The sequence below is a fragment of the Streptomyces sp. NBC_00057 genome, assembly GCF_045041165.1.
Lineage (GTDB): Bacteria > Actinomycetota > Actinomycetes > Streptomycetales > Streptomycetaceae > Streptomyces.
In genome coordinates this window covers 6,632,865-6,651,311 of sequence record NZ_CP108256.1, presented here as the reverse complement: position 1 = coordinate 6,651,311, position 18,447 = coordinate 6,632,865, and the positions used below count along the sequence as shown (strand labels likewise).

Below are 18,447 nucleotides of genomic sequence, written 5' to 3'. Positions count from 1 at the left end.
CGCCCGAGGGGCGGCCTTCTCTGCGTTTCGGGAGCCGTTCCTCCATCCGGAAGGAACACCCCCCATGCCTCACCGCACCGACCTCGTCATCGAGAGGCTTCTCCGTGACGACTGCCCGCCGTTCGCGCTGCTGCGCCGGCGCACCCCCGGCCACGACCAGGACACCGTCGAGGTGCTGATCGGCCCTGTGCGGGAAGCGGACCGGCTCGCCGATCTCCCGGTCGGTGCGCTGCCCTCGCTGGCCCTGGTGCCGTTCCGGCAGATCGCCGAGCGCGGTTTCGACGTGCGCGACGACGGGACGCCGCTGTCCGTGCTGGCCGCGGAGGAGACGTACGAACTGCCGCTGACCGAGGTGCTGGACCACCTGCCGGTCCATGACGTGCGGGTCGAGGGCGGTACCTTCGACGTCCCCGACGAGGAGTACGCCGGGATCGTCCGGCGGGTCATCGAGGACGAGATCGGGCAGGGAGAGGGAGCGAACTTCGTCATCCGGCGGACCTTCCGGGGCGAGATCCCCGGCTTCGGCCGGGCCGACGCACTGGCCCTCTTCCGGCGGCTGCTGGCCGGTGAGCGGGGCGCGTACTGGACGTTCGTCGTACACACAGGTGACAGCGGGCCCGAAGGGCCCTCCGCATCGGGGCGGCGGTGGGTGACGGGTGGGCGGACACTGGTCGGCGCCAGCCCCGAGGTGCATGTGCGGATGTCCGGCGGGACGGTCGTGATGAACCCGATCAGCGGGACGTACCGCTACCCCGCCGAGGGCCCGACCGTCGAGAATCTGCTGGCCTTCCTCTCCGACCGCAAGGAGAGGGACGAGCTCTCCATGGTGGTCGACGAGGAACTCAAGATGATGTGCACCGTCGGCGACATGGGCGGGGTGGTGGTCGGGCCGCGGCTCAAGGAGATGGCCCATCTCGCACACACGGAGTACGAGCTGCGCGGGCGTTCCTCGCTGGACGTGCGGGAGGTGCTGAAGGAGACCATGTTCGCGGCGACGGTCACCGGCTCCCCCGTGCAGAACGCCTGCCGGGTCATCGAGCGGTACGAGCCCGGTGGCCGCGGCTACTACGCGGGCGCGCTGGCGCTGCTGCGGCAGGAGCCGGGCGGGGCGCAGACCCTGGACTCGCCGATCCTGATCCGTACCGCCGACATCTCGGCCGACGGGCATGTGCAAGTACCGGTCGGGGCGACGCTCGTACGCCACTCCGATCCGGACAGCGAGGTCGCCGAGACCCATGCGAAGGCGGCCGGCGTGCTGGCCGCACTGGGGGTGCGGCCAGGCCGGCCGCGGGCCGAGGCGGCACGTCCGCAACTGACGGGCGATCCGCGGGTGCAGGCGGCACTGGACGCCCGGCGCGACGGTCTCGCGCCGTTCTGGCTGCGGATGCAGGAGCGTACGCACGAGCTGTCCGGCCATGCGCTGGTGATCGACGGTGAGGACACCTTCACCGCGATGCTGGCGCATCTGCTGCGCTCCTCGGGTCTGGAGGTGTCGGTGCACCGCTACGACGAGCCGGGGCTGCGCGAGCGCGTACGGGCACACGAGGGTCCGGTCGTGCTGGGCCCCGGGCCCGGGGATCCGGGTGACACCACCGACCCGAAGATGCGGCTGCTGCGCGAGTTCGCCGTGGAGCTGGTCCGTGATCACCGGCACGGGCTGCTGGGGGTCTGCCTCGGCCATGAGCTGATCGCGGCGGAGCTGGGTCTGGAGATCGTCCGCAAGACCGTGCCGTACCAGGGCACGCAGACCCGGATCGATCTGTTCGGGCGGCCGGAGACGGTCGGCTTCTACAACAGCTTCACCGCGCGCTGCGACGACGGCGCGGTCACCGAGCTGGCGGCGCACGGTGTCGAGGCGAGCCTGGACGAGGCGACCGGGGAGCTGCACGCACTGCGCGGTCCGGGCTTCGCCTCGGTGCAGTTCCACCCGGAGTCGGTGCTGACACTGCGCGGCGCGACGATCGTGGCCGGGCTGCTGGCAGGGCTGCCGGTGGCCGGCTGAAGGGGGCTCCCGGGTCCCGGTTCACCGGGAAAGCACCGGGACGAGGACGTTGTCGCTGCGGCGGTCGGCCAGATAGTCGGCGACGTTCTGGACGGTGGCGTCGATGATCTGGGCCACGGCGTCCTGGGTGTAGTACGCCTGGTGCGAGGTCACGACGACGTTCGGGAAGGTGACGAGCCGGGCGAGCGTGTCGTCGTCGATGCCCTCCAGGGACTTGTCGAGGAAGAAGAGCCCGGCCTCCGCCTCGTACACATCGAGTCCGACACCCAGGAGACGGCCCGCGCGCAACTCGGCGACCAGCGCCGTGGTGTCGATGAGTCCGCCGCGGCTGGAGTTGATCAGGATCGCGTCGTCCTTCATGTGTGCCAGGGCGTCCTTGCCGATGATGTGGTGCGTCGAAGGCAGCAGCGGGACGTGCAGGCTGATCAGATCGGAATCGGCGAGGAGCTGTTCCTTCTCCACGTACTCCATGCCGAGCCCGACGCAGACGGGGTTCTCGACGACGTCCCAGCCGAGCAGCTTCATGCCGAAGCCGTGGGCGATCCGGGTGAAGGCCTCGCCGATCTTGCCCGTACCGATCACACCGGCCGTGCGGCCGTGCATGTCCCGGCCGAGGAGGCCGTCGAGCCGGAAATCGAAATCGCGGGTGCGACTCGCGGCCCGGATGATGCGGCGGTTGACCGCCATCGCGAGCGTCCAGGCGAATTCCGCGACCGAGTAAGGCGAATAGTAGGAGACCCGGGCGACCCGCAGGGCGAGCCGCTCGGCGACGTCGAGATCGATGTTGTTGAAGCCGGTGGAGCGCTGGGCGATCATCTGCGTGCCACCCGCTGCGAGGGTCTGCAGGACGCTGCTGCCCAGGTCGGCGTTGACGCTGGTGGAAATGATCTCGTGGCCCGCTGCGATGGGGGCGGTGTCCTTGGTGAGGAAGACGTCCAGGCAACGGACCTCGTGCTGTCCGGCGAAGGCCTTCTCGAGCAGCGGCTTCTCGTCGGACTGCACACCGAATGCCAGGATTTCCATGACTTCTCCCGTTCATTGCGCAGATCAGGGGACACGGGCCGGTCATCGCGAATATACGACCCATGCCCCAGGTGCGCCGCCCGGTCCCCGGTGCGCCGCTCAGCCGAAGAAGACACCTGCCTCCGCGTAGAGGGCCGCGTCGACGGTCTTGAGCCGGGCAGTCGCCTCCGCGATCGGCACCCGAACGATGCCGGTGCCCTTCAGGGCGACCATCGTGCCGAAGTCGCCGTCCCGCACGGCATCGATCGCGTGCAGGCCGAAGCGGGTGGCCAACCAGCGGTCGAAGGCGCTGGGGGTGCCGCCGCGCTGGACATGGCCGAGGACGGTCGTTCTGGCCTCCTTGCCGGTGCGGCTCTCGATCTCCTTGGCCAGCCATTCGCCGACGCCGGAGAGCCGGACATGACCGAACGAGTCGTGCGATCCGTCCTTGAGAATCATCTCGCCCTGCGCGGGCACGGCTCCTTCGGCGACCACCACGATCGGTGCGTAGCTCGCCCTGAAACGGGAGGCCACCCAGGCGCATACCTGATCGATGTCGAAGCGCTGTTCCGGGATGAGGATGACATTCGCGCCGCCGGCCAGTCCCGAGTGGAGCGCGATCCAGCCCGCATGACGGCCCATCACCTCGACGACGAGAACCCGCATATGGGATTCGGCGGTGGTGTGCAGCCGGTCGATGGCCTCGGTGGCGATGCCGACAGCCGTGTCGAATCCGAAGGTGTAGTCGGTGGCGGAGAGGTCGTTGTCGATGGTCTTGGGAACGCCGACGCACTTGATGCCGTGTTCGTCGGACAGGGTCGCCGCCACGCCCAGGGTGTCCTCGCCGCCGATCGTGATGAGCGAATCGACCTCGTACTTGGCGAGGTTGTCCCTGATCCGGCGGACGCCGTGCTCCGCGCCGAGCGGATTGGTGCGCGAGGAACCGAGGATGGTGCCGCCACGCGGCAGGATGCCGCGCACCGCCGGAATGGAGAGCGGCACCGTCTCGCCCTCCAGCGGGCCGCGCCAGCCGTCCCGGAATCCGATGAAGTCGTAGCCGTATTCCTGCACGCCCTTGCGGACGATGGCACGGATGACTGCATTGAGCCCGGGGCAGTCGCCGCCCCCGGTCAGTACTCCGACCCGCATGGAAGCATCCCTTCGCCGAGTGAGCTCGCTGATGACCACGCTAATCGTGATCCAGGTCACTCAGGAATGGGTCGGAAGGTCAAATTCCGTGCAATCCGGGCGGGTTGGGTCAGGCGTCGTCGAGGCCGCGCTCGATCGCGTACCGCACGAGCTCCACCCGGTTGTGCAACTGGAGCTTGCCCAGGGTGTTCTGGACGTGGTTCTGGACGGTGCGGTGCGAGATGACCAGACGCTCGGCGATCTGCTTGTACGAGAGCCCCTTGGCGACAAGCCGCAGCACCTCGGTCTCGCGTTCGGTGAGTTGCGGGGCCTTGGGTTCGTCGGAGGCGACGGGCGTGGGGTCGGAGGCAAGCCTTCGGTACTCGCCGAGGACCAGTCCGGCAAGGCCCGGGGTGAAGACGGGGTCGCCGACGGCGGTGGATCGCACGGCCTCGATCAGCTCCTGCGTACTGGCCGATTTGAGCAGATAGCCGGTGGCGCCGGACTTGACCGCCTCCAGCACGTCGGCGTGCTCGCCGCTCGCGGAGAGCACCAGGACGCGCAGTCCGGGGTGGGAGCCGACGAGTTCCTTGCAGACCTGTACGCCGGGCATGCCGGGCAGGTTGAGGTCGAGTACGAGGACGTCGGGGGTGGCTGCCTTCGCCCTGCGGACGGCCTGCGGCCCGTCACCGGCGGTCGCCACCACTTCGAAACCGGACTCGGAAAGATCGCGGGCGACGGCGTCGCGCCACATCGGGTGGTCGTCGACGACCATCACCCTGATGGTCCGCTCCTCGGCACCCTGGATGTTCTCCGTGCTCATCTTGCTGATCCTGCCTTCCCCCGTGAAACCTTCGGAACCTTCAACTCGACCTCGGTGCCCTGGCCGGGCACCGAAATCAACTCCGCCGTGCCGCCCAGGTCACGCAGCCTTCCCCGGATCGACAGGGCGACCCCCATCCGCCCCTCCCCCTCGGCCTGGGCGAGCCGCCCGTCCGGGATGCCGGGGCCGTCGTCCCGGACCGTCACGATCACCTCGTCCGGCCAGTCCTCGACGAGGATCCAGGCCTGGGCACTCTCTCCCGCATGGACCCTGACATTGTCCAGGGCGGCACCGACAGCGGCAGCCAGTTCCTTCGCCGCCCCGGGAGCGAGCAGCACCGGTGCGCCGGGCTCCGCGAAGCTGATCCGGGAGCCGGCGTGCGGGGCCAGCAGGGAGCGCAGATCGCACTCGGCCTGCCCGGACGGCTCGTCGTCGACCTCGACGCTGCGGACCACGGCGCCCTCGGCGGCGTCCTCGGAGACCCGGGTGGTGGGCACCAGACCGCTGGAGACCAGGGTGCGCAGGGCGACTTCCTGCTCCCCGGCCATCCGGCCCAGTTCGGCGGCCTCGCCGCCCAGCGCCGCGCCGCGACGCTGCACCATCGCGAGAACCTGGAGCACGCTGTCGTGGATGTCGCGGGCCAGCCGTTCCCGCTCGCGGGTGGCGGCCTCGATCTCCAGGGCGCGGGCGAGGGTGCGCTCACTGGCCCTGGCCACCTCCACGACGTAACCGATGGCGATGGAGGCGACCCAGACCAGCAGGACGTTGTGGAAGGTGTCCCGGCTGGGCTCGCCGCGCTCGATGATGTTGACGACGGCGACAAAGGTGGAGGCGAAGGCCGCCCAGCGCCAGCCGCCCTTGATCGCGAAGGCCAGCACGGAGCCCGCGGTCCAGATGGACGGCAGCGTCGGACCGTCGACGTGCTGGGCCTCGAAGTCGGCGAGCGGGGTGAGGAGGATGCCGACGAGGGCGAGGGCCAGGTCGGCGCCGAGGAAACGCTTGGTGCAGGCGACGGCGCCCGCGACCTTCGGGAGGGTGCCGAGTGTCCAGGCCGCCATCACCACCAGGAAGGCGATGGCCACCCACGGCCGGTCGTACCTCGCCCGGCCGAAGACGGCGAGCAGGATCGCGTAGAGCATCGTCAGAATGCGGTACGCCGTCAGCGCACGCCACAGCGGCTGCTCGACCGACATGCGCACGACCCGCTCGCGCCTGGCCATTTCCCCACCCCCCGGACGGAAACGACGCGGTTACGCGCCGGACCGTTCCGTCACCCTTGCGTTCCGGACTCTCTGCCCTCGTGCTTCTGCTCCTCGGCGCGGCGCTTCGCCTCGTCCGCGATCTGCCGCTTGGCGGCGGTCGCGTAGATGTCGACGTACTCCTGGCCGGAAAGCTTCATGATCTCGTACATCACCTCGTCGGTGACCGAGCGCAGGATGAAGCGGTCTCCCTCCATGCCGTGGTAGCGGCTGAAGTCGAGCGGCTTGCCGATCTTGATCCCCGGGCGCATCAGCTTGGGGATCACCTGGCCCGGCGGCTGGATCTTCTCCGTGTCGATCATCGCGACGGGGATGACGGGCGCTCCTGTGGCCAGCGCCACCCGGGCGAGTCCGCCGGGCTTGCCGCGGTAGAGACGGCCGTCGGGCGAGCGGGTGCCCTCCGGGTAGATACCGAAGAGCCCGCCGCTTTCGATGACCTCGATGCCCGCCTTGATGGCCGCCTCGCCGGCGCCTCGGGCACCCGAGCGGTCCACCGGGAGCTGGCCGACACCCTTGAAGAACGCAGCGGTCAGTTTGCCCTTCACACCGGGCGCGGTGAAGTACTCGGACTTGGCGATGAAGGTGACCTTGCGGTCCAGGACGGCCGGCAGGAAGAAGGAGTCGGAGAACGACAGGTGGTTGCTCGCGAGGATCGCCGGTCCCTGCGCGGGGATGTTCTCCAGGCCCTCCACCCATGGCCTGAAGGCGAGCTTCAACGACCCGCCGATGGAGAACTTCATTGCGCCGTAGATCAACTCGGGTGCCTCCTGTGTGCTGTCGACAGACCTTAACCCGTGGGGCCGTCCGCGCTCCCGCCCGGCACCGAGCCGAAGCGGCGGCCGGGGCCGTGACGACCCTGGTCGGTGTCAGTCCGGTCGCGTACGGTGAAGTAATCCTTCTGCACTCCCCCCTTTCGCTCCCCTTCGAGCCTCACGAACAGGAGACCCCGGTGCCGGTCCTGCCTGGAGCCGAGCCGTTCCGCCACGAGGGCGGAGAGGTCGGCATCCTTCTCTGTCACGGATTTACCGGTTCCCCGCAGTCGCTGCGCCCCTGGGCCGACTATCTGGCGGCGCGCGGGCTCACCGTCTCGCTGCCGTTGCTGCCCGGGCACGGCACCCGCTGGGAGGACATGCAGCTCACGGGCTGGCAGGACTGGTACGCGGAGGTGGACCGGGAGCTGCGCGCCCTGCTGGAACAGTGCAGCCAGGTCTTCGTCTTCGGGCTTTCCATGGGCGGAGCGCTCACGCTGCGACTGGCGGCGAAGCACGGGGACGCGATCAGCGGTCTGGTGCTCGTCAATCCGGCGAACAAGGTGCACGGCCTGTCGGCGTACGCGCTGCCGGTCGCCCGGCATCTGGTGCGGACGACGAAGGGGCTGGCGAGCGATATCGCCCTGGAGGGCTCCGCCGAGGTGGGGTACGACCGGGTGCCGTTGCACGCGGCGCATTCGCTGCGGAATTTCTTCCGCCTGGTCGACGCCGAGCTGCCCCAGGTCACCCAGCCGATCGTCCTGCTGCACAGCCCGCAGGACCATGTGGTGCCGCCCGCCGACTCGGCCCGGATCCTCAGCCGGGTGTCATCGACGGACGTCGAGGAGATCCTGCTGGAACAGAGCTACCACGTGGCGACGTTGGACCACGATGCGGAGCGGATCTTTGACGAGAGCTACCGGTTCATCGGCCGCCTCGCTCCGAGCGTAGGGAAGAAGGGGAGCACGTCAGGTGGCTGAGCACGACGCGGAGCGCGCGGGCAGCGAGGAGGGACGCGAGCCCCTGCCCGCGGAAGGAGCCGCCCTCCCCGCGGAGGGAACGTCCGTCCCCGACGACGGTACGGGTCCGCAGGATGCTGTTGCCCAGAAGGTGCCGCCGGGCGCCGACGGCGAGCGGTCCGACCGGTCGGTCGACGAGGACGCCGTGTGGAAGGCGATCGTGGCGGGGTACGGCGAGGAGCCGCCGGACCCGCCGGGCGCCAAGCCGTTCAGGTCGATCGAGGATCTCGCACTGCTGGAGGACGATCAGTCGGGCGTCCTGGATCCCGACAAGGGGGTCGGCAAGAAGGCCCCGAAGCCGCCGGAGAAGCCGCTCGGCAGCTCGATCGTGTTCGCCCCCGGCGTCGCCGGTCCGCGCGACTACGAGGTCGAGGAGCCGAAGGACGGTGACATCGACGACAGCGACGAGGGGCATTTCGTCCCTCCGGAGCCGCCGCCGCTGCCGGAGGCCGATGTCACGGCGAAGTTCGCCTGGCTCGCGGTCGTCGGCGGTCCGGTGCTGATGCTGGTCGCGGTGCTGCTGCGGTGGGACATGACCTGGTGGCTCACGACGGTCTGCGTCGGCGGATTCCTGGGCGGCTTCGTCACGCTGGTGGCGCGGATGGAGGACGACGACGAGGACGGCGACGACCCGGGGCGCGGAGCGGTGATCTGAGACCGGGCCGGTCGAGGTGGCCTTGAGCTGCTGCCGTGCAGCTCAAGGCCTGGTCGCGGGCACCCGTAGTGCCGCCAGCACCGGCAGGTGGTCCGTGGCCGCCCGCAGGTCCGCGTCGGTGACACCGGGCAGCCCTGTGGGGACACCGCAGCCGAGCACCTCGATCCCGCCTGTCGCGAACACGGCGTCGATGCGCCGCCGCGGATGGTCCGGCGAGAAGGTGTTCTCGTCGCCCCACGGATTCACGGCCCAGCAGTCCTGGAGCCGCCCGGCCAGCCGTCGGAACGCCGTCCCGGTCGGTACGTCATTGAGGTCGCCGGCCGCGATGGCGTGCTCGACGCCCATCGCGTCCAGCCGTTCCAGCAGCATCTGCGTCTGGGCCAGGCGTTCGTCGCGCTGCAGGCTCAGATGGAAGCTCAGCAGGCCGATCCGGGTGCCCGCGATCCGTACCACCGATGTGGCGAAGCCCCGGCGGTGCAGTCCGGGAGTGAGTGGCAGCAGCAGGTCCTGTGTCCGTTCCACGGTGGCCCGCAGCGAGCAGAGCAGCAACGGCCCGGCCGCCGTGGCGCCGCCGCTCAGGACGACCAGGTCGGTGCGGGCCGCGAGCCAGGCGGCGCGCTTGCGCCAGCGGAAAAAGCGCGGGGCCTCCTGGATGAGGACGAGGTCGGGGGCGCAGGCGCTGATGACGCGGGCCAGTGCCTCGCAGTCGTCGCGCATCGACCGGACGTTGTAGCTGAGCACTCTGATGACGGCTGAACCATCCGGCTCGGTACGGGAGTCGGGCAGCGGCGTCAGGACCATGCGCCTCACGATACGACGGACGCCCGCCGCTCCCCAGGGGGCGCGACGGGCGTCCGGCTCTGTGCGGTTCCGGGTGGTTCAGCCCTGGCGGGCCAGGTCAGCCGCGCCCACCAGACCTGCCTTGCCGCCCAGTTGGGCCGCGAGCACCTGGGCGTGCGGACGCCATTCGCCGCCGATCAGCCAACGCCGGAACGACTTGCGGATCGGGTCGAGGACGAGCTCGCCCTCGTCCGACACGCCGCCGCCGACGATGAAGGCGGACGGGTCGAAGAGCGAGGCGAGGTCGGCGAGTCCGGCGCCGGCCCAGCGGGCCAGCTCGCGGAACGAGTCGATCGCCACCGCGTCGCCCTGCCGGGCGGCCGCGCTGATGTGCTTGCCCTCGATGCCGTTCACCGTGCCGTCGCCGAGCGACAGCAGGATCGTAGCGTTCTCCGGAGTGGCGTTGGCGCGCTGCTTGGCGTACCGGACGAGTGCGCGCCCGGATGCGTACTGCTCCCAGCAGCCCTGACTGCCGCAGCCGCAGAGCAGGCCGTCCGGGACGACCCGGATGTGGCCGAACTCGGCGGCCACACCGAAGCGTCCACGGCGCAGCTTGTTGCCGATGATGATGCCGCCGCCGAGACCGGTGCCGAGTGTGATGCAGATGACGTCGTCGTGGCCCTGTCCGGCGCCGAAGCGGTATTCGCCCCAGGCCGCGGCGTTGGCGTCGTTCTCGACGACGACCGGAAGACCGACGCGCTGTTCGACCTTGTCCTTCAGCGGCTCGTGCCGCCAGTTGATGTTCGGCGCGAACAGCACGGTGGCGCGCTTGTCGTCGACATATCCGGCGGCGCCGATGCCGACGGCGTCGATCTGGTGGCCCTCGCTCGCACCGGACACGGCCGTCGCGATCGCGTCGACAATGCCTTCAGCCGTCGGCGGGGTCGGCACCCTGAACATCGAGAGGATCTGTCCCTCTTCGTCGACCACTCCAGCTGCGATCTTCGTGCCGCCGATATCGACGCCGATGGTGAGTCCCATGAATCCCTCAGTTTCGGTCGAGCCCCGCTGTGGCCAACGGTACCCGAGCCGGGGACCCGGCCCATCGGTGCAGGTCAGTCCAGGTCGATGTGTTCGCCCGCGGCGGGGCCCTCGTCGCGCGGGTCGGTGGGGTCGTCGGCCTTCTTTTCTGTGCCTGCGGGGGCCCCGGCGCCCTGGGTCCAGCGGCGTTCCTGGCCTTCCACGGCGGAGCGGTAGGCGGCGAGGAGTTCGTTGCCGGCCGCGGCGATATGGTCGAAGACGTCCGGGTTGCGTTCGATGACGGGCTCGACGGCGGACTTGGCCTGCTTGATGATCTGCTGCACGGTGCCCTGGGCCGCCGCGCCGAACAGCGGCGACTGGAGGGACGAGACCTTGTCGGCCACGGCGTCAACCAGCTTGCGCAGCTCCTCGGCTGCGGAGCCGGGCGGCGGGCCGTGCTGGGCGCGGCGGCGGGCCTTCTCCGCTTCGAGGTCCTCGGCGCAGGCCTTCGCCCACGCGTCGTCGTCGACGGGACGATCGGTGGCTTCGCTCATGGCGGACTCCTGCGACGTGGTTTTCCGGCGGCCCGGCATACGGGACACGTACTACCGACGTTACCCGAACCGTGATGCGCCGTTCAGCTCGTCCGGGGCCACAGGCCGGGGTCCGGCGTGAACCGGACCCGGAGCACCCCGTCGGTGAGGGCGGCGCCGGAGACGGTGCAACGGCGCAGCCCGGACTCCAGGGGGACGATCCGGTGGAACGGTCCCACGGTGAGGAGCAGTTCGTCGCCGCGGCGCACCAGCTGGAGGTCCGACTTGACGACGCCGGGCAGGGGCAGGCACCAGACCAGAACGCAGTCGCCCTCGCCGGGCGACGGGGCGGTCACGATCCGGCTGCCGGGCAGCAGCGGCCGCAGCTCGTCGAGGCCGTCCGGGGCGTTCGGGTCCTCGATCCACCAGGGGTCGTCGGCCCGGCCGGGGCTCCGGTCGTCCAGTTCCGCGGCAAGTCCGTCGCCCTCGAAGAGGCCGCCGCCGGTGCCCGCCTCCTCGAAGACGGTGGAGCCGGCTCCGGTGTCGAGGAGGGTGAGGTCGTCCAGGCCCCGCGGATCGCGGCCGAGGTGGGGCACTTCGCACAGGGCTGCCGCGGGCACCCATTCCTCGTACCAGTGGTCGATGGTCTTCTCCTGCTGCGCGGCGAGCGCCGCGAACCAGGGGTCGCCGGAGTGCCTGGGCAGTACCCGGTTCACCGCGAGGGTGTCGACGCGCAGTCCGTGCAGGGCGAGTCCGGTGCGGGCGGTGCGCAGGGCGTCCTCGGCGGCGGGGCCGGGTTCGGCGACCAGCCGCAGCGTGGTGTTGCGGTCCTCGATCAGTGCCTGGACGGCGGCCAGTTCGGCGTCCCTGCGGGCGGCGGCCTCGTACAGCCACTGGGCGGGCATGGGTACGCCGGCGAGCTGGGCGAGCATCGGGCGCAGGGCGCGTGCGGCCTGGCGTTCCTGGGGCAGCAGCCGGCGCAGATAGCGGCGCAGCTGTTCGGGCAGGGCGAGGACGGCGAGCGCTTCGCGCAGCGGCGGCAGGTCGACGACGAGGAGTTCGTAGCCGCCCGGCGACCAGTCGCCCTGGGCGGCGCGGCGCAGGGCGTGCAGGAGGGCGAGCTGGGTACTGCCGGGAAGTTCGGTGAGTTCCTCGCCGTCCAGCCGGTTCCCGCCGAGCAGGTCGAGCACACCGGACGCCTGGTCCTGGAGGGTGAGCAGTTCGCTGCGGAAGTGTTCGCCGGAGTCGATGCGGGCGGACCACAGGCCGTCCGTTACCTCGGTGGGTTCTGTGCCTTCGGGGAAGCCGGGTATGGCGTCGGCGGAGAGCAGCAGGGTGCGGCGCCCGCGACGGGCCGCGGCCAGCGCGGTCGCCGCCGCGACGGTGGTACGGCCGGCGCCGCCGGGGCCGGTGACGAGGACCGTACGCACCGGGTCAGGCCTTCGGGACGGACTCGACGCGCTTCTTCAGGCCGGCCAGGGCGCGGTCGATGATGACCTTCTCGGCCTTGCGCTTGATCATGCCGAGCATCGGGATCTTGACGTCGACGGTCAGCCGGTAGGTGACTTCGGTGCGGTCGCCGTCGCCGAGCGGGGCCAGCGCGTAGGAGCCGTCGATGGCGCGCAGCATCTGGGACTTGACGAGGGTCCAGCTGACCTCGTAGCCGCCGATCCAGGTGTACGCGAGGGTGTGGTCGTCCTTGATCGCTCCGGCGTCGAGGACGAGACGGACCTTCTCGGCACGGCCCTGGTCGTCGGTGGAGAGGACCTCGGCCTCCTTGACCTCGCCGGTCCACTCCGGATAGCGGGCGAAGTCGGCGATCACTCCCATGACGTCGGCCGGCGCCGCCTCGATCGTGATGCTCGAGCTGGTGTGTTCAGCCATCGCCGTGGCTCCTCCAGTGCGGTGTACCGGTGCGTCGGCAGAGGCCTGCCGTCAGAAGGCTATCGCGTGCGCGCGGCGCCTCGTTCCAGGGTCCGGTGCCGGTGCGGTCACCATTCCAGGGCCCAGGGCCTGCCGGTGGAAGCGAAGTGGCCGACGTTCACACATTCGGTGGTGCCGATCCGCATCCGGCGGACCAGCGGCTGGTGGACATGGCCGAACAGTGCGTACCGGGGGCGGGTCCTGCGGATGGCGTCGAGCAGGGCCCGGCTGCCGCGTTCGAAGCGGCGCGCCACCGTGTCGTACGTCAGCTCCGGCACATCGGGGGGAATGTGGGTGCAGAGCACGTCGACCGGGCCGACGGCCTCGATCTTGGCCGCGTACTCCTCGTCGCTGATCTCGTACGGCGTGTTCATCGGGGTCTTCAGGCCGCCGCCGACGAAGCCGAATACGCGGCCGCCGATCTCGACGCGGTCGCCGTCGAGGACGGTGGTGCCCGGGCGTGCGTACTCGGGCCACAGGTCGGGGATGTCGACGTTGCCGTAGGTGGCGTACGTCGGGGCGGGGAAGGCGGCGAAGAGTTCGGCGTACTGCTTGCGCACCGCCGAGACGATCGCGGCGTTGCGGTCCATGCCCGCCCACAGGCCGCGGCCGAACTCGCGGGCCTCCTCGTAGCGGCGAGCGGTGCGCAGTTCGACGATCCGGTCGGCGTTCTCCACGCCGAACAGATCGGGGAAGATGCCGCGCGAGTGGTCGGCGTAGTCGAGGAAGAGCACCAGGTCACCGAGGCAGATCAGCGCGTCGGCGCCGTCCCCGGCGCGGGCCAGGGCCTCGGTGCTGCCGTGCACGTCACTGACCACATGAACGCGCGTGCGCCGTGCGGTCGAGGTTCCTCGGCTGTTCGGTCCGGCTGGCATGACGATCACCCTAGAACTCTGCTGTCCACCTGGGTAGAGGCCGCGGGACCTGCGACGACCTCCGGGTGGAAACCACAGTGGACTACTGTGCGCGCAAGGATCACCGTTGTGTGTGACGCATAAGACATCTGGCCGGAACCCTCTATCGGGAACCGAGTACCGGTGGGTAACGTCCGGGCAGTCCAGTCGTGCTCACCCCACTGAGCACCCGCCAATCTTGGACCGCAGCCGGTGCGTCACACAGAGCCGTGGCACCGGAGCCCGATGAGGAGCAGCAGTCTTGCGCGAGTTCAGCCTTCCGGCCCTGTACGAGGTCCCCTCGGACGGCAACCTGACGGATCTCATCCGCCGCAATGCCGCTCAGCATCCCGACGTCGCGGTAATGAGCCGGAAAGTGGCGGGGGTGTGGACCGATGTCGACGCCACACAGTTCCTGGCCGAGGTCAGAGCCGTCGCCAAGGGCCTGATCGCCGCGGGCATCGAAGCGGGCGACCGGGTGGCCCTGCTCTCCCGTACCCGATACGAGTGGGTACTGCTCGACTTCGCGATCTGGAGCGCGGGCGCGATCACCGTCCCGGTGTACGAGACCAGCTCGCCCGAGCAGATCCAGTGGATCCTCGGTGACTCCGGTGCCACCTTGTGCATCGTGGAGTCGGAGGCGCACCGGGCCGCCGTGGTCTCGGTCCAGGCGGATCTGCCTGCCCTGAAGGGCATCTGGCAGATCGAGGACGACGCGGTCCGCCGGCTGTCGGCGACCGGCGAGGACGTCTCGGACGAGACCCTGGACCTGCGGATGGCGAGCGCCAAGGCGGACGACCCGGCCACCATCGTCTACACCTCGGGCACCACCGGCCGTCCCAAGGGCTGTGTGCTCACGCACCGCAGCTTCTTCGCGGAGTGCGGCAATGTGGTGGAGCGGCTGAAGCCCCTCTTCCGTACCGGCGAGTGTTCGGTGCTGCTCTTCCTGCCCGCCGCGCATGTCTTCGGACGGCTGGTCGAGGTGGCCTCGGTGATGGCCCCGATCAAGCTCGGCTGCGTACCGGACATCAAGAACCTCACCGATGAACTGGCCTCCTTCCGGCCGACGTTGATCCTCGGTGTGCCGCGGGTCTTCGAGAAGGTCTACAACTCGGCGAACGCCAAGGCGCAGGCCGACGGCAAGGGCAAGATCTTCGACAAGGCCGCGAACACGGCGATCGCGTACAGCCGCGCGCTGGGTACCCCTCAGGGCCCGTCCCTGGGCCTGAAGTTCAAGCACAAGATCTTCGACCGGCTGGTCTACAGCAAGCTGCGGGCCGTCCTCGGCGGACGCGGCGAGTACGCGATCTCCGGCGGCGCACCGTTGGGCGAGCGGCTCGGCCACTTCTACCGCGGTGTCGGCTTCACCGTGCTCGAGGGCTATGGCCTCACCGAGACATGCGCGGCCACCGCGTTCAATCCGTGGGACCGGCAGAAGATCGGTACGGTCGGCCAGCCGCTGCCCGGCTCGGTCGTCCGGATCGCCGACGACGGCGAGGTGCTGCTGCACGGCGAGCACCTGTTCACCGGCTACTGGAACAACGAGGTGGCGTCGGCCGAGGCGCTGGCCGACGGCTGGTTCCACACGGGCGACATCGGCACACTCGACGAGGACGGCTATCTCGCGATCACCGGACGCAAGAAGGAGATCATCGTCACGGCGGGCGGCAAGAACGTCGCTCCCGCGGTGATCGAGGACCGCATCCGCGGGCACGCCCTGGTCGCCGAGTGCATGGTGGTCGGCGACGGGCGGCCGTTCGTGGGCGCGCTGATCACCCTGGACGAGGAGTTCCTGGGCCGCTGGGCCGAGGAGCACGGCAGGCCGGCCGGCTCGACGGCCGTGTCGCTGCGTGAGGACCCGGAGCTGCTGGCCGAGGTGCAGCGGGCGGTGGACGACGGGAACGCCGCGGTGTCGAAGGCGGAGTCGGTACGCAAGTTCCGCATCCTGGCGTCCCAGTTCACCGAGGAGGCGGGGCACATCACACCGTCGCTGAAGCTGAAGCGGAATGTGGTGGCGAAGGACTTCGCGGACGAGGTCGAGTCGATCTACCGCGGCTGACCGGAAATACGTGAGAGGGGGCCCGCACGGCGTGTGCGGGCCCCCTCTCACGTACTCGCGCGGGCCCCTCCCGGCGTACCGCGTCACATGGGGTCAGAGCAGCGCCCGGAGCCTGTCGGCCATCAGGTCCCAGCGCCACTTCTCCTCGACCCAGGCCCGCCCCCGCTCCCCCATCCGCTGCCGCAGCTCCGGGTCGCGGAGCAGGGTGACGATCCGGTCGGCCGACTCCTCCACGGAGCCGCCGCGCACCACCCACCCGGTCTCGCCGTCGAGCACGGCGTCCGGTGCACCGCCCGAGTCGCCCGCCACCACCGGCAGTCCGGTCGCGGACGCCTCCAGGAAGACGATGCCGAGGCCCTCCACGTCGAGGCCGCCGCGACGGGTCCGGCACGGCATGGCGAAGACGTCGCCCGCGCCGCAGTGGGCGGGCAGTTCGTCCCACGGCACCGGCCCGGTGAAGCGCACCGAGTCGCCGACCCCCGTCTCCTCGGCCAGCCGCTTCAGCTCCTTGGCGTACGGCCCGCCACCGACGATCAACAGCACCGCGTCCGGTACCTGCGCCAGGATCGCGGGCATCGCGAGGATCAGCGTGTCCTGACCCTTGCGCGGCACGAGCCGTGACACACAGACGACGACGGGCCGGTCCGAGAGCCCGAGCCGGGCCCTGATCAGGTCCCCGCCGGAGTCGGGGTGGAAGGTCTTCTCGTCGACGCCGGGCGGCAGTTGGACCATGCGGCCCGCCGCCTCGGGGCTGAGTGTGGTGGCGATCCGGGAGCGGGTGTACTCCCCCAGGTAGGTGATCGTGTCCGTGGTCTCCCCGATCCTTCCCAGCAGCTGCCGGGCCGCGGGCAGCTGGGCCCAGCCCGCCTCGTGCCCGTGCGTGGTGGCGACCAGGCGGCGGGCACCGGCCCTGCGCAGCGCCGGAGCCATCAGCGCGAGCGGGGCCGCGGCGCCGAACCAGACGGATGTGCAGCCGTGTACGCGCAGCAGCTGCACCGCGCGCCGGGTGACGCGCGGGGTCGGCAGCAGCATCGTCGTACGGTCCCGGACGACGGTGAACGGCTGCTCCGCGTCGAAGGCGGCGGTGGCCGCGATGCCTTCGGGGCTGCGTTTCCAGGTGGAGGCGTATACGACGATCTGTCCGGGGTCCAGGCGCAGTGCCATGTTGTGCAGGAATGCCTGGATGCCACCGGGGCGGGGCGGGAAGTCGTTGGTCACGATCAGGGTCTTGTCCATCCCGGCCGACAGTACCGGGCGGCCGGGCCGATGGCTCTCGCACGGGCCGGGCGGGCATCATGGCTCGTCGTACCCACCGAGTACGCACTGACGAAACGGATGAGGCGTCCATGACGGGATCGACCGGCGCGCGGCTCGCTCTCGCGGTGTGGGCCCTCACCAGGGTCGCGCTGCTGCTCTGCGTCACGAAGGTGATCACGCTGCCCGGACCGGACGTGACCAGTGATGTCTCGGTGATCTACCACGGCTGGTCCGAGATCCTGAAGACCGGTACGTACCCGCGGTCCGACGTCACCTGGCAGTACCCGCCCCTCGCCGCGCTCGCCATCCTCTCCCCCGCCCTGCTGCCGTTCCTGGACTACGCCTCGGCCTTCTTCGTCCTCGCGTTCCTGTGCGACGGGCTGGTGCTGGGGCTGCTGCTGTACGCGGGCCGCCGGACCGGCCGGTGGACGGCGGGCGCCTGGGTGTGGGTGGCGGGGGTGCCGCTGCTCGGTACGACCGCCTACGCCCGCTACGACGTGATGGTGGCGGCGGTGGCGGTGGCGGCGCTGCTTGTGGGGGTGCGGCATCCGCGGGTGCTGGGGGTGCTGGCCGCCGTGGGTGCACTGCTGAAGGTGTGGCCGGCGCTGATCCTGGCCGGTACGGCGCGCGGCCGGCAGACGCGGCTGGCATGGACGGCCGCGGCGGTGGCGGCGGCCGGGCTGCTGGCGGTCTGCACCGTGGCGATGCCCGGTGCGCTGGCCTTTCTCGGCTTCCAGCGCGACCGGGGCACCGAGGTCGAGTCGCTGGGGGCGCTGGTCTTCCATGTGTGGCGGCAGTTCGGCTGGCAGGGCCGGGTGGAGCTGCACTACGGCTCGCTGGAGTTCCTGGGTCCGCATGTGCCGCTGGTGAGCACGCTCGCCCTCGGCCTGTCCGTCGTGGCCTTCGGCTGGCTGCTGGTGTGGCGGCTGCGGGCCTGTGACTTCCGGGTGAACACCCCGGCCGACGCGGCGTTCACGGCGGTGTTGCTGTTCACGACGACGAGCCGGGTGATCAGCCCCCAGTACATGCTGTGGCTGGTCGGCCTGGCGGCGGTCTGCCTGGTCTTCCGCGACAGCCGGATGGGGCTGCCGGCCGTTCTGGTGCTGCTCGCCACGGGCATCACTCAGCTGGAGTTCCCGCTCGGCTTCGTCCATGTGGTGGCCAGCGACGCGACGGGCGTGACGCTGATGTTCCTGCGCAACGGCCTGCTGGTCGCGGCGACACTGATCGCCTGCCGGCAACTGTGGCGGCAGGCGGTGTCCGGGGGGCCGCGCGAGGGTGGCCGGCCGCCGGCCGCCCGGTCCGGCGTCGGCCGGGAGGCTGAGCCGGTCGGCTCCTGAGCGCG

17 protein-coding genes are annotated in these 18,447 nt (G+C 70.5%); 5 read left to right on the top strand and 12 right to left on the bottom strand.

Annotation, left to right across the window (positions count from 1 at the left end):
- Positions 1–64 precede the first annotated feature (64 nt).
- A complete protein-coding gene (locus OG953_RS31320; RefSeq protein ID WP_405688557.1) occupies positions 65–2,002 on the top strand; it encodes an anthranilate synthase family protein in 1,938 nt (645 codons plus the stop codon).
- A 21-nt stretch (positions 2,003–2,023) separates the two neighbouring features.
- Here the strand turns inward: OG953_RS31320 and OG953_RS31315 are convergent, their stop codons facing one another.
- The 5 genes from OG953_RS31315 to OG953_RS31295 form a co-directional block, all read right to left on the bottom strand.
- The gene (locus OG953_RS31315; protein ID WP_405688556.1) at positions 2,024–3,025 is read right to left on the bottom strand and encodes a 2-hydroxyacid dehydrogenase; all 1,002 of its coding nucleotides are present in this window, start codon (positions 3,023–3,025) and stop codon (positions 2,024–2,026) included.
- Between the two features lie 99 nt (positions 3,026–3,124).
- Positions 3,125–4,153, bottom strand: a complete 1,029-nt coding sequence (locus OG953_RS31310) for a 6-phosphofructokinase (RefSeq protein ID WP_405688554.1) — start codon at positions 4,151–4,153, stop codon at positions 3,125–3,127.
- 109 nt (positions 4,154–4,262) lie between these two features.
- Positions 4,263–4,955, bottom strand: coding sequence for a response regulator (locus OG953_RS31305; protein ID WP_405688553.1), 693 nt, complete (start codon positions 4,953–4,955; stop codon positions 4,263–4,265).
- Positions 4,952–6,175 (bottom strand): MacS family sensor histidine kinase, encoded by a 1,224-nt coding sequence (gene macS, locus OG953_RS31300; protein WP_405688551.1) that lies wholly within the window; start codon positions 6,173–6,175, stop codon positions 4,952–4,954. The genes OG953_RS31305 and macS overlap by 4 nt, the downstream gene beginning before the upstream one ends.
- A 50-nt stretch (positions 6,176–6,225) precedes the next feature.
- The gene (locus OG953_RS31295; RefSeq protein ID WP_405692165.1) at positions 6,226–6,954 is read right to left on the bottom strand and encodes a lysophospholipid acyltransferase family protein; all 729 of its coding nucleotides are present in this window, start codon (positions 6,952–6,954) and stop codon (positions 6,226–6,228) included.
- Positions 6,955–7,163: 209 nt separating this feature from the next.
- Here OG953_RS31295 and OG953_RS31290 point away from each other — a divergent pair, with 209 nt between their 5' ends.
- Positions 7,164–7,943 carry an alpha/beta hydrolase gene (locus OG953_RS31290; protein ID WP_405688549.1) on the top strand — a complete coding sequence of 260 codons (780 nt, stop codon included), beginning with the start codon at positions 7,164–7,166 and terminating at the stop codon, positions 7,941–7,943.
- A complete protein-coding gene (locus OG953_RS31285; RefSeq protein ID WP_405688548.1) occupies positions 7,936–8,637 on the top strand; it encodes a hypothetical protein in 702 nt (233 codons plus the stop codon). The genes OG953_RS31290 and OG953_RS31285 overlap by 8 nt, the downstream gene beginning before the upstream one ends.
- Positions 8,638–8,679: 42 nt before the next feature.
- Here the strand turns inward: OG953_RS31285 and OG953_RS31280 are convergent, their stop codons facing one another.
- The 6 genes from OG953_RS31280 to OG953_RS31255 all read right to left on the bottom strand — a co-directional run bounded on the left by OG953_RS31280 (position 8,680) and on the right by OG953_RS31255 (position 13,768).
- Positions 8,680–9,438 carry an endonuclease/exonuclease/phosphatase family protein gene (locus OG953_RS31280; RefSeq protein ID WP_405688547.1) on the bottom strand — a complete coding sequence of 253 codons (759 nt, stop codon included), beginning with the start codon at positions 9,436–9,438 and terminating at the stop codon, positions 8,680–8,682.
- A 78-nt stretch (positions 9,439–9,516) separates the two neighbouring features.
- A complete protein-coding gene (locus OG953_RS31275) occupies positions 9,517–10,458 on the bottom strand; it encodes an ROK family glucokinase (RefSeq protein ID WP_405688545.1) in 942 nt (313 codons plus the stop codon).
- 74 nt (positions 10,459–10,532) lie between these two features.
- Entirely contained in the window at positions 10,533–10,991 is a 459-nt protein-coding gene (locus OG953_RS31270; RefSeq protein ID WP_351258497.1) for a DUF5304 domain-containing protein, read from the bottom strand.
- Positions 10,992–11,074: 83 nt separating this feature from the next.
- The gene (locus OG953_RS31265; protein WP_405688544.1) at positions 11,075–12,400 is read right to left on the bottom strand and encodes an ArsA family ATPase; all 1,326 of its coding nucleotides are present in this window, start codon (positions 12,398–12,400) and stop codon (positions 11,075–11,077) included.
- Between the two features lie 4 nt (positions 12,401–12,404).
- On the bottom strand, positions 12,405–12,854 hold the full coding sequence (locus OG953_RS31260) for an SRPBCC family protein (protein ID WP_405688542.1): 450 nt from the start codon (positions 12,852–12,854) through the stop codon (positions 12,405–12,407).
- Between the two features lie 107 nt (positions 12,855–12,961).
- Positions 12,962–13,768, bottom strand: coding sequence for a metallophosphoesterase (locus tag OG953_RS31255; RefSeq protein WP_405688541.1), 807 nt, complete (start codon positions 13,766–13,768; stop codon positions 12,962–12,964).
- Between the two features lie 280 nt (positions 13,769–14,048).
- Here OG953_RS31255 and OG953_RS31250 point away from each other — a divergent pair, with 280 nt between their 5' ends.
- A complete protein-coding gene (locus OG953_RS31250) occupies positions 14,049–15,845 on the top strand; it encodes an AMP-dependent synthetase/ligase (RefSeq protein ID WP_405688539.1) in 1,797 nt (598 codons plus the stop codon).
- Between the two features lie 93 nt (positions 15,846–15,938).
- Here OG953_RS31250 and OG953_RS31245 read toward each other — a convergent pair whose 3' ends face one another.
- Positions 15,939–17,081: a glycosyltransferase family 4 protein gene (locus OG953_RS31245; RefSeq protein ID WP_405688538.1), complete on the bottom strand. Its 1,143-nt coding sequence runs from the start codon at positions 17,079–17,081 to the stop codon at positions 15,939–15,941.
- 110 nt (positions 17,082–17,191) lie between these two features.
- On the opposite strand from OG953_RS31245, the gene OG953_RS31240 reads away from it, so the two are divergent.
- Positions 17,192–18,442 carry a glycosyltransferase 87 family protein gene (locus tag OG953_RS31240; protein WP_405688536.1) on the top strand — a complete coding sequence of 417 codons (1,251 nt, stop codon included), beginning with the start codon at positions 17,192–17,194 and terminating at the stop codon, positions 18,440–18,442.
- Positions 18,443–18,447: the final 5 nt, after the last annotated feature.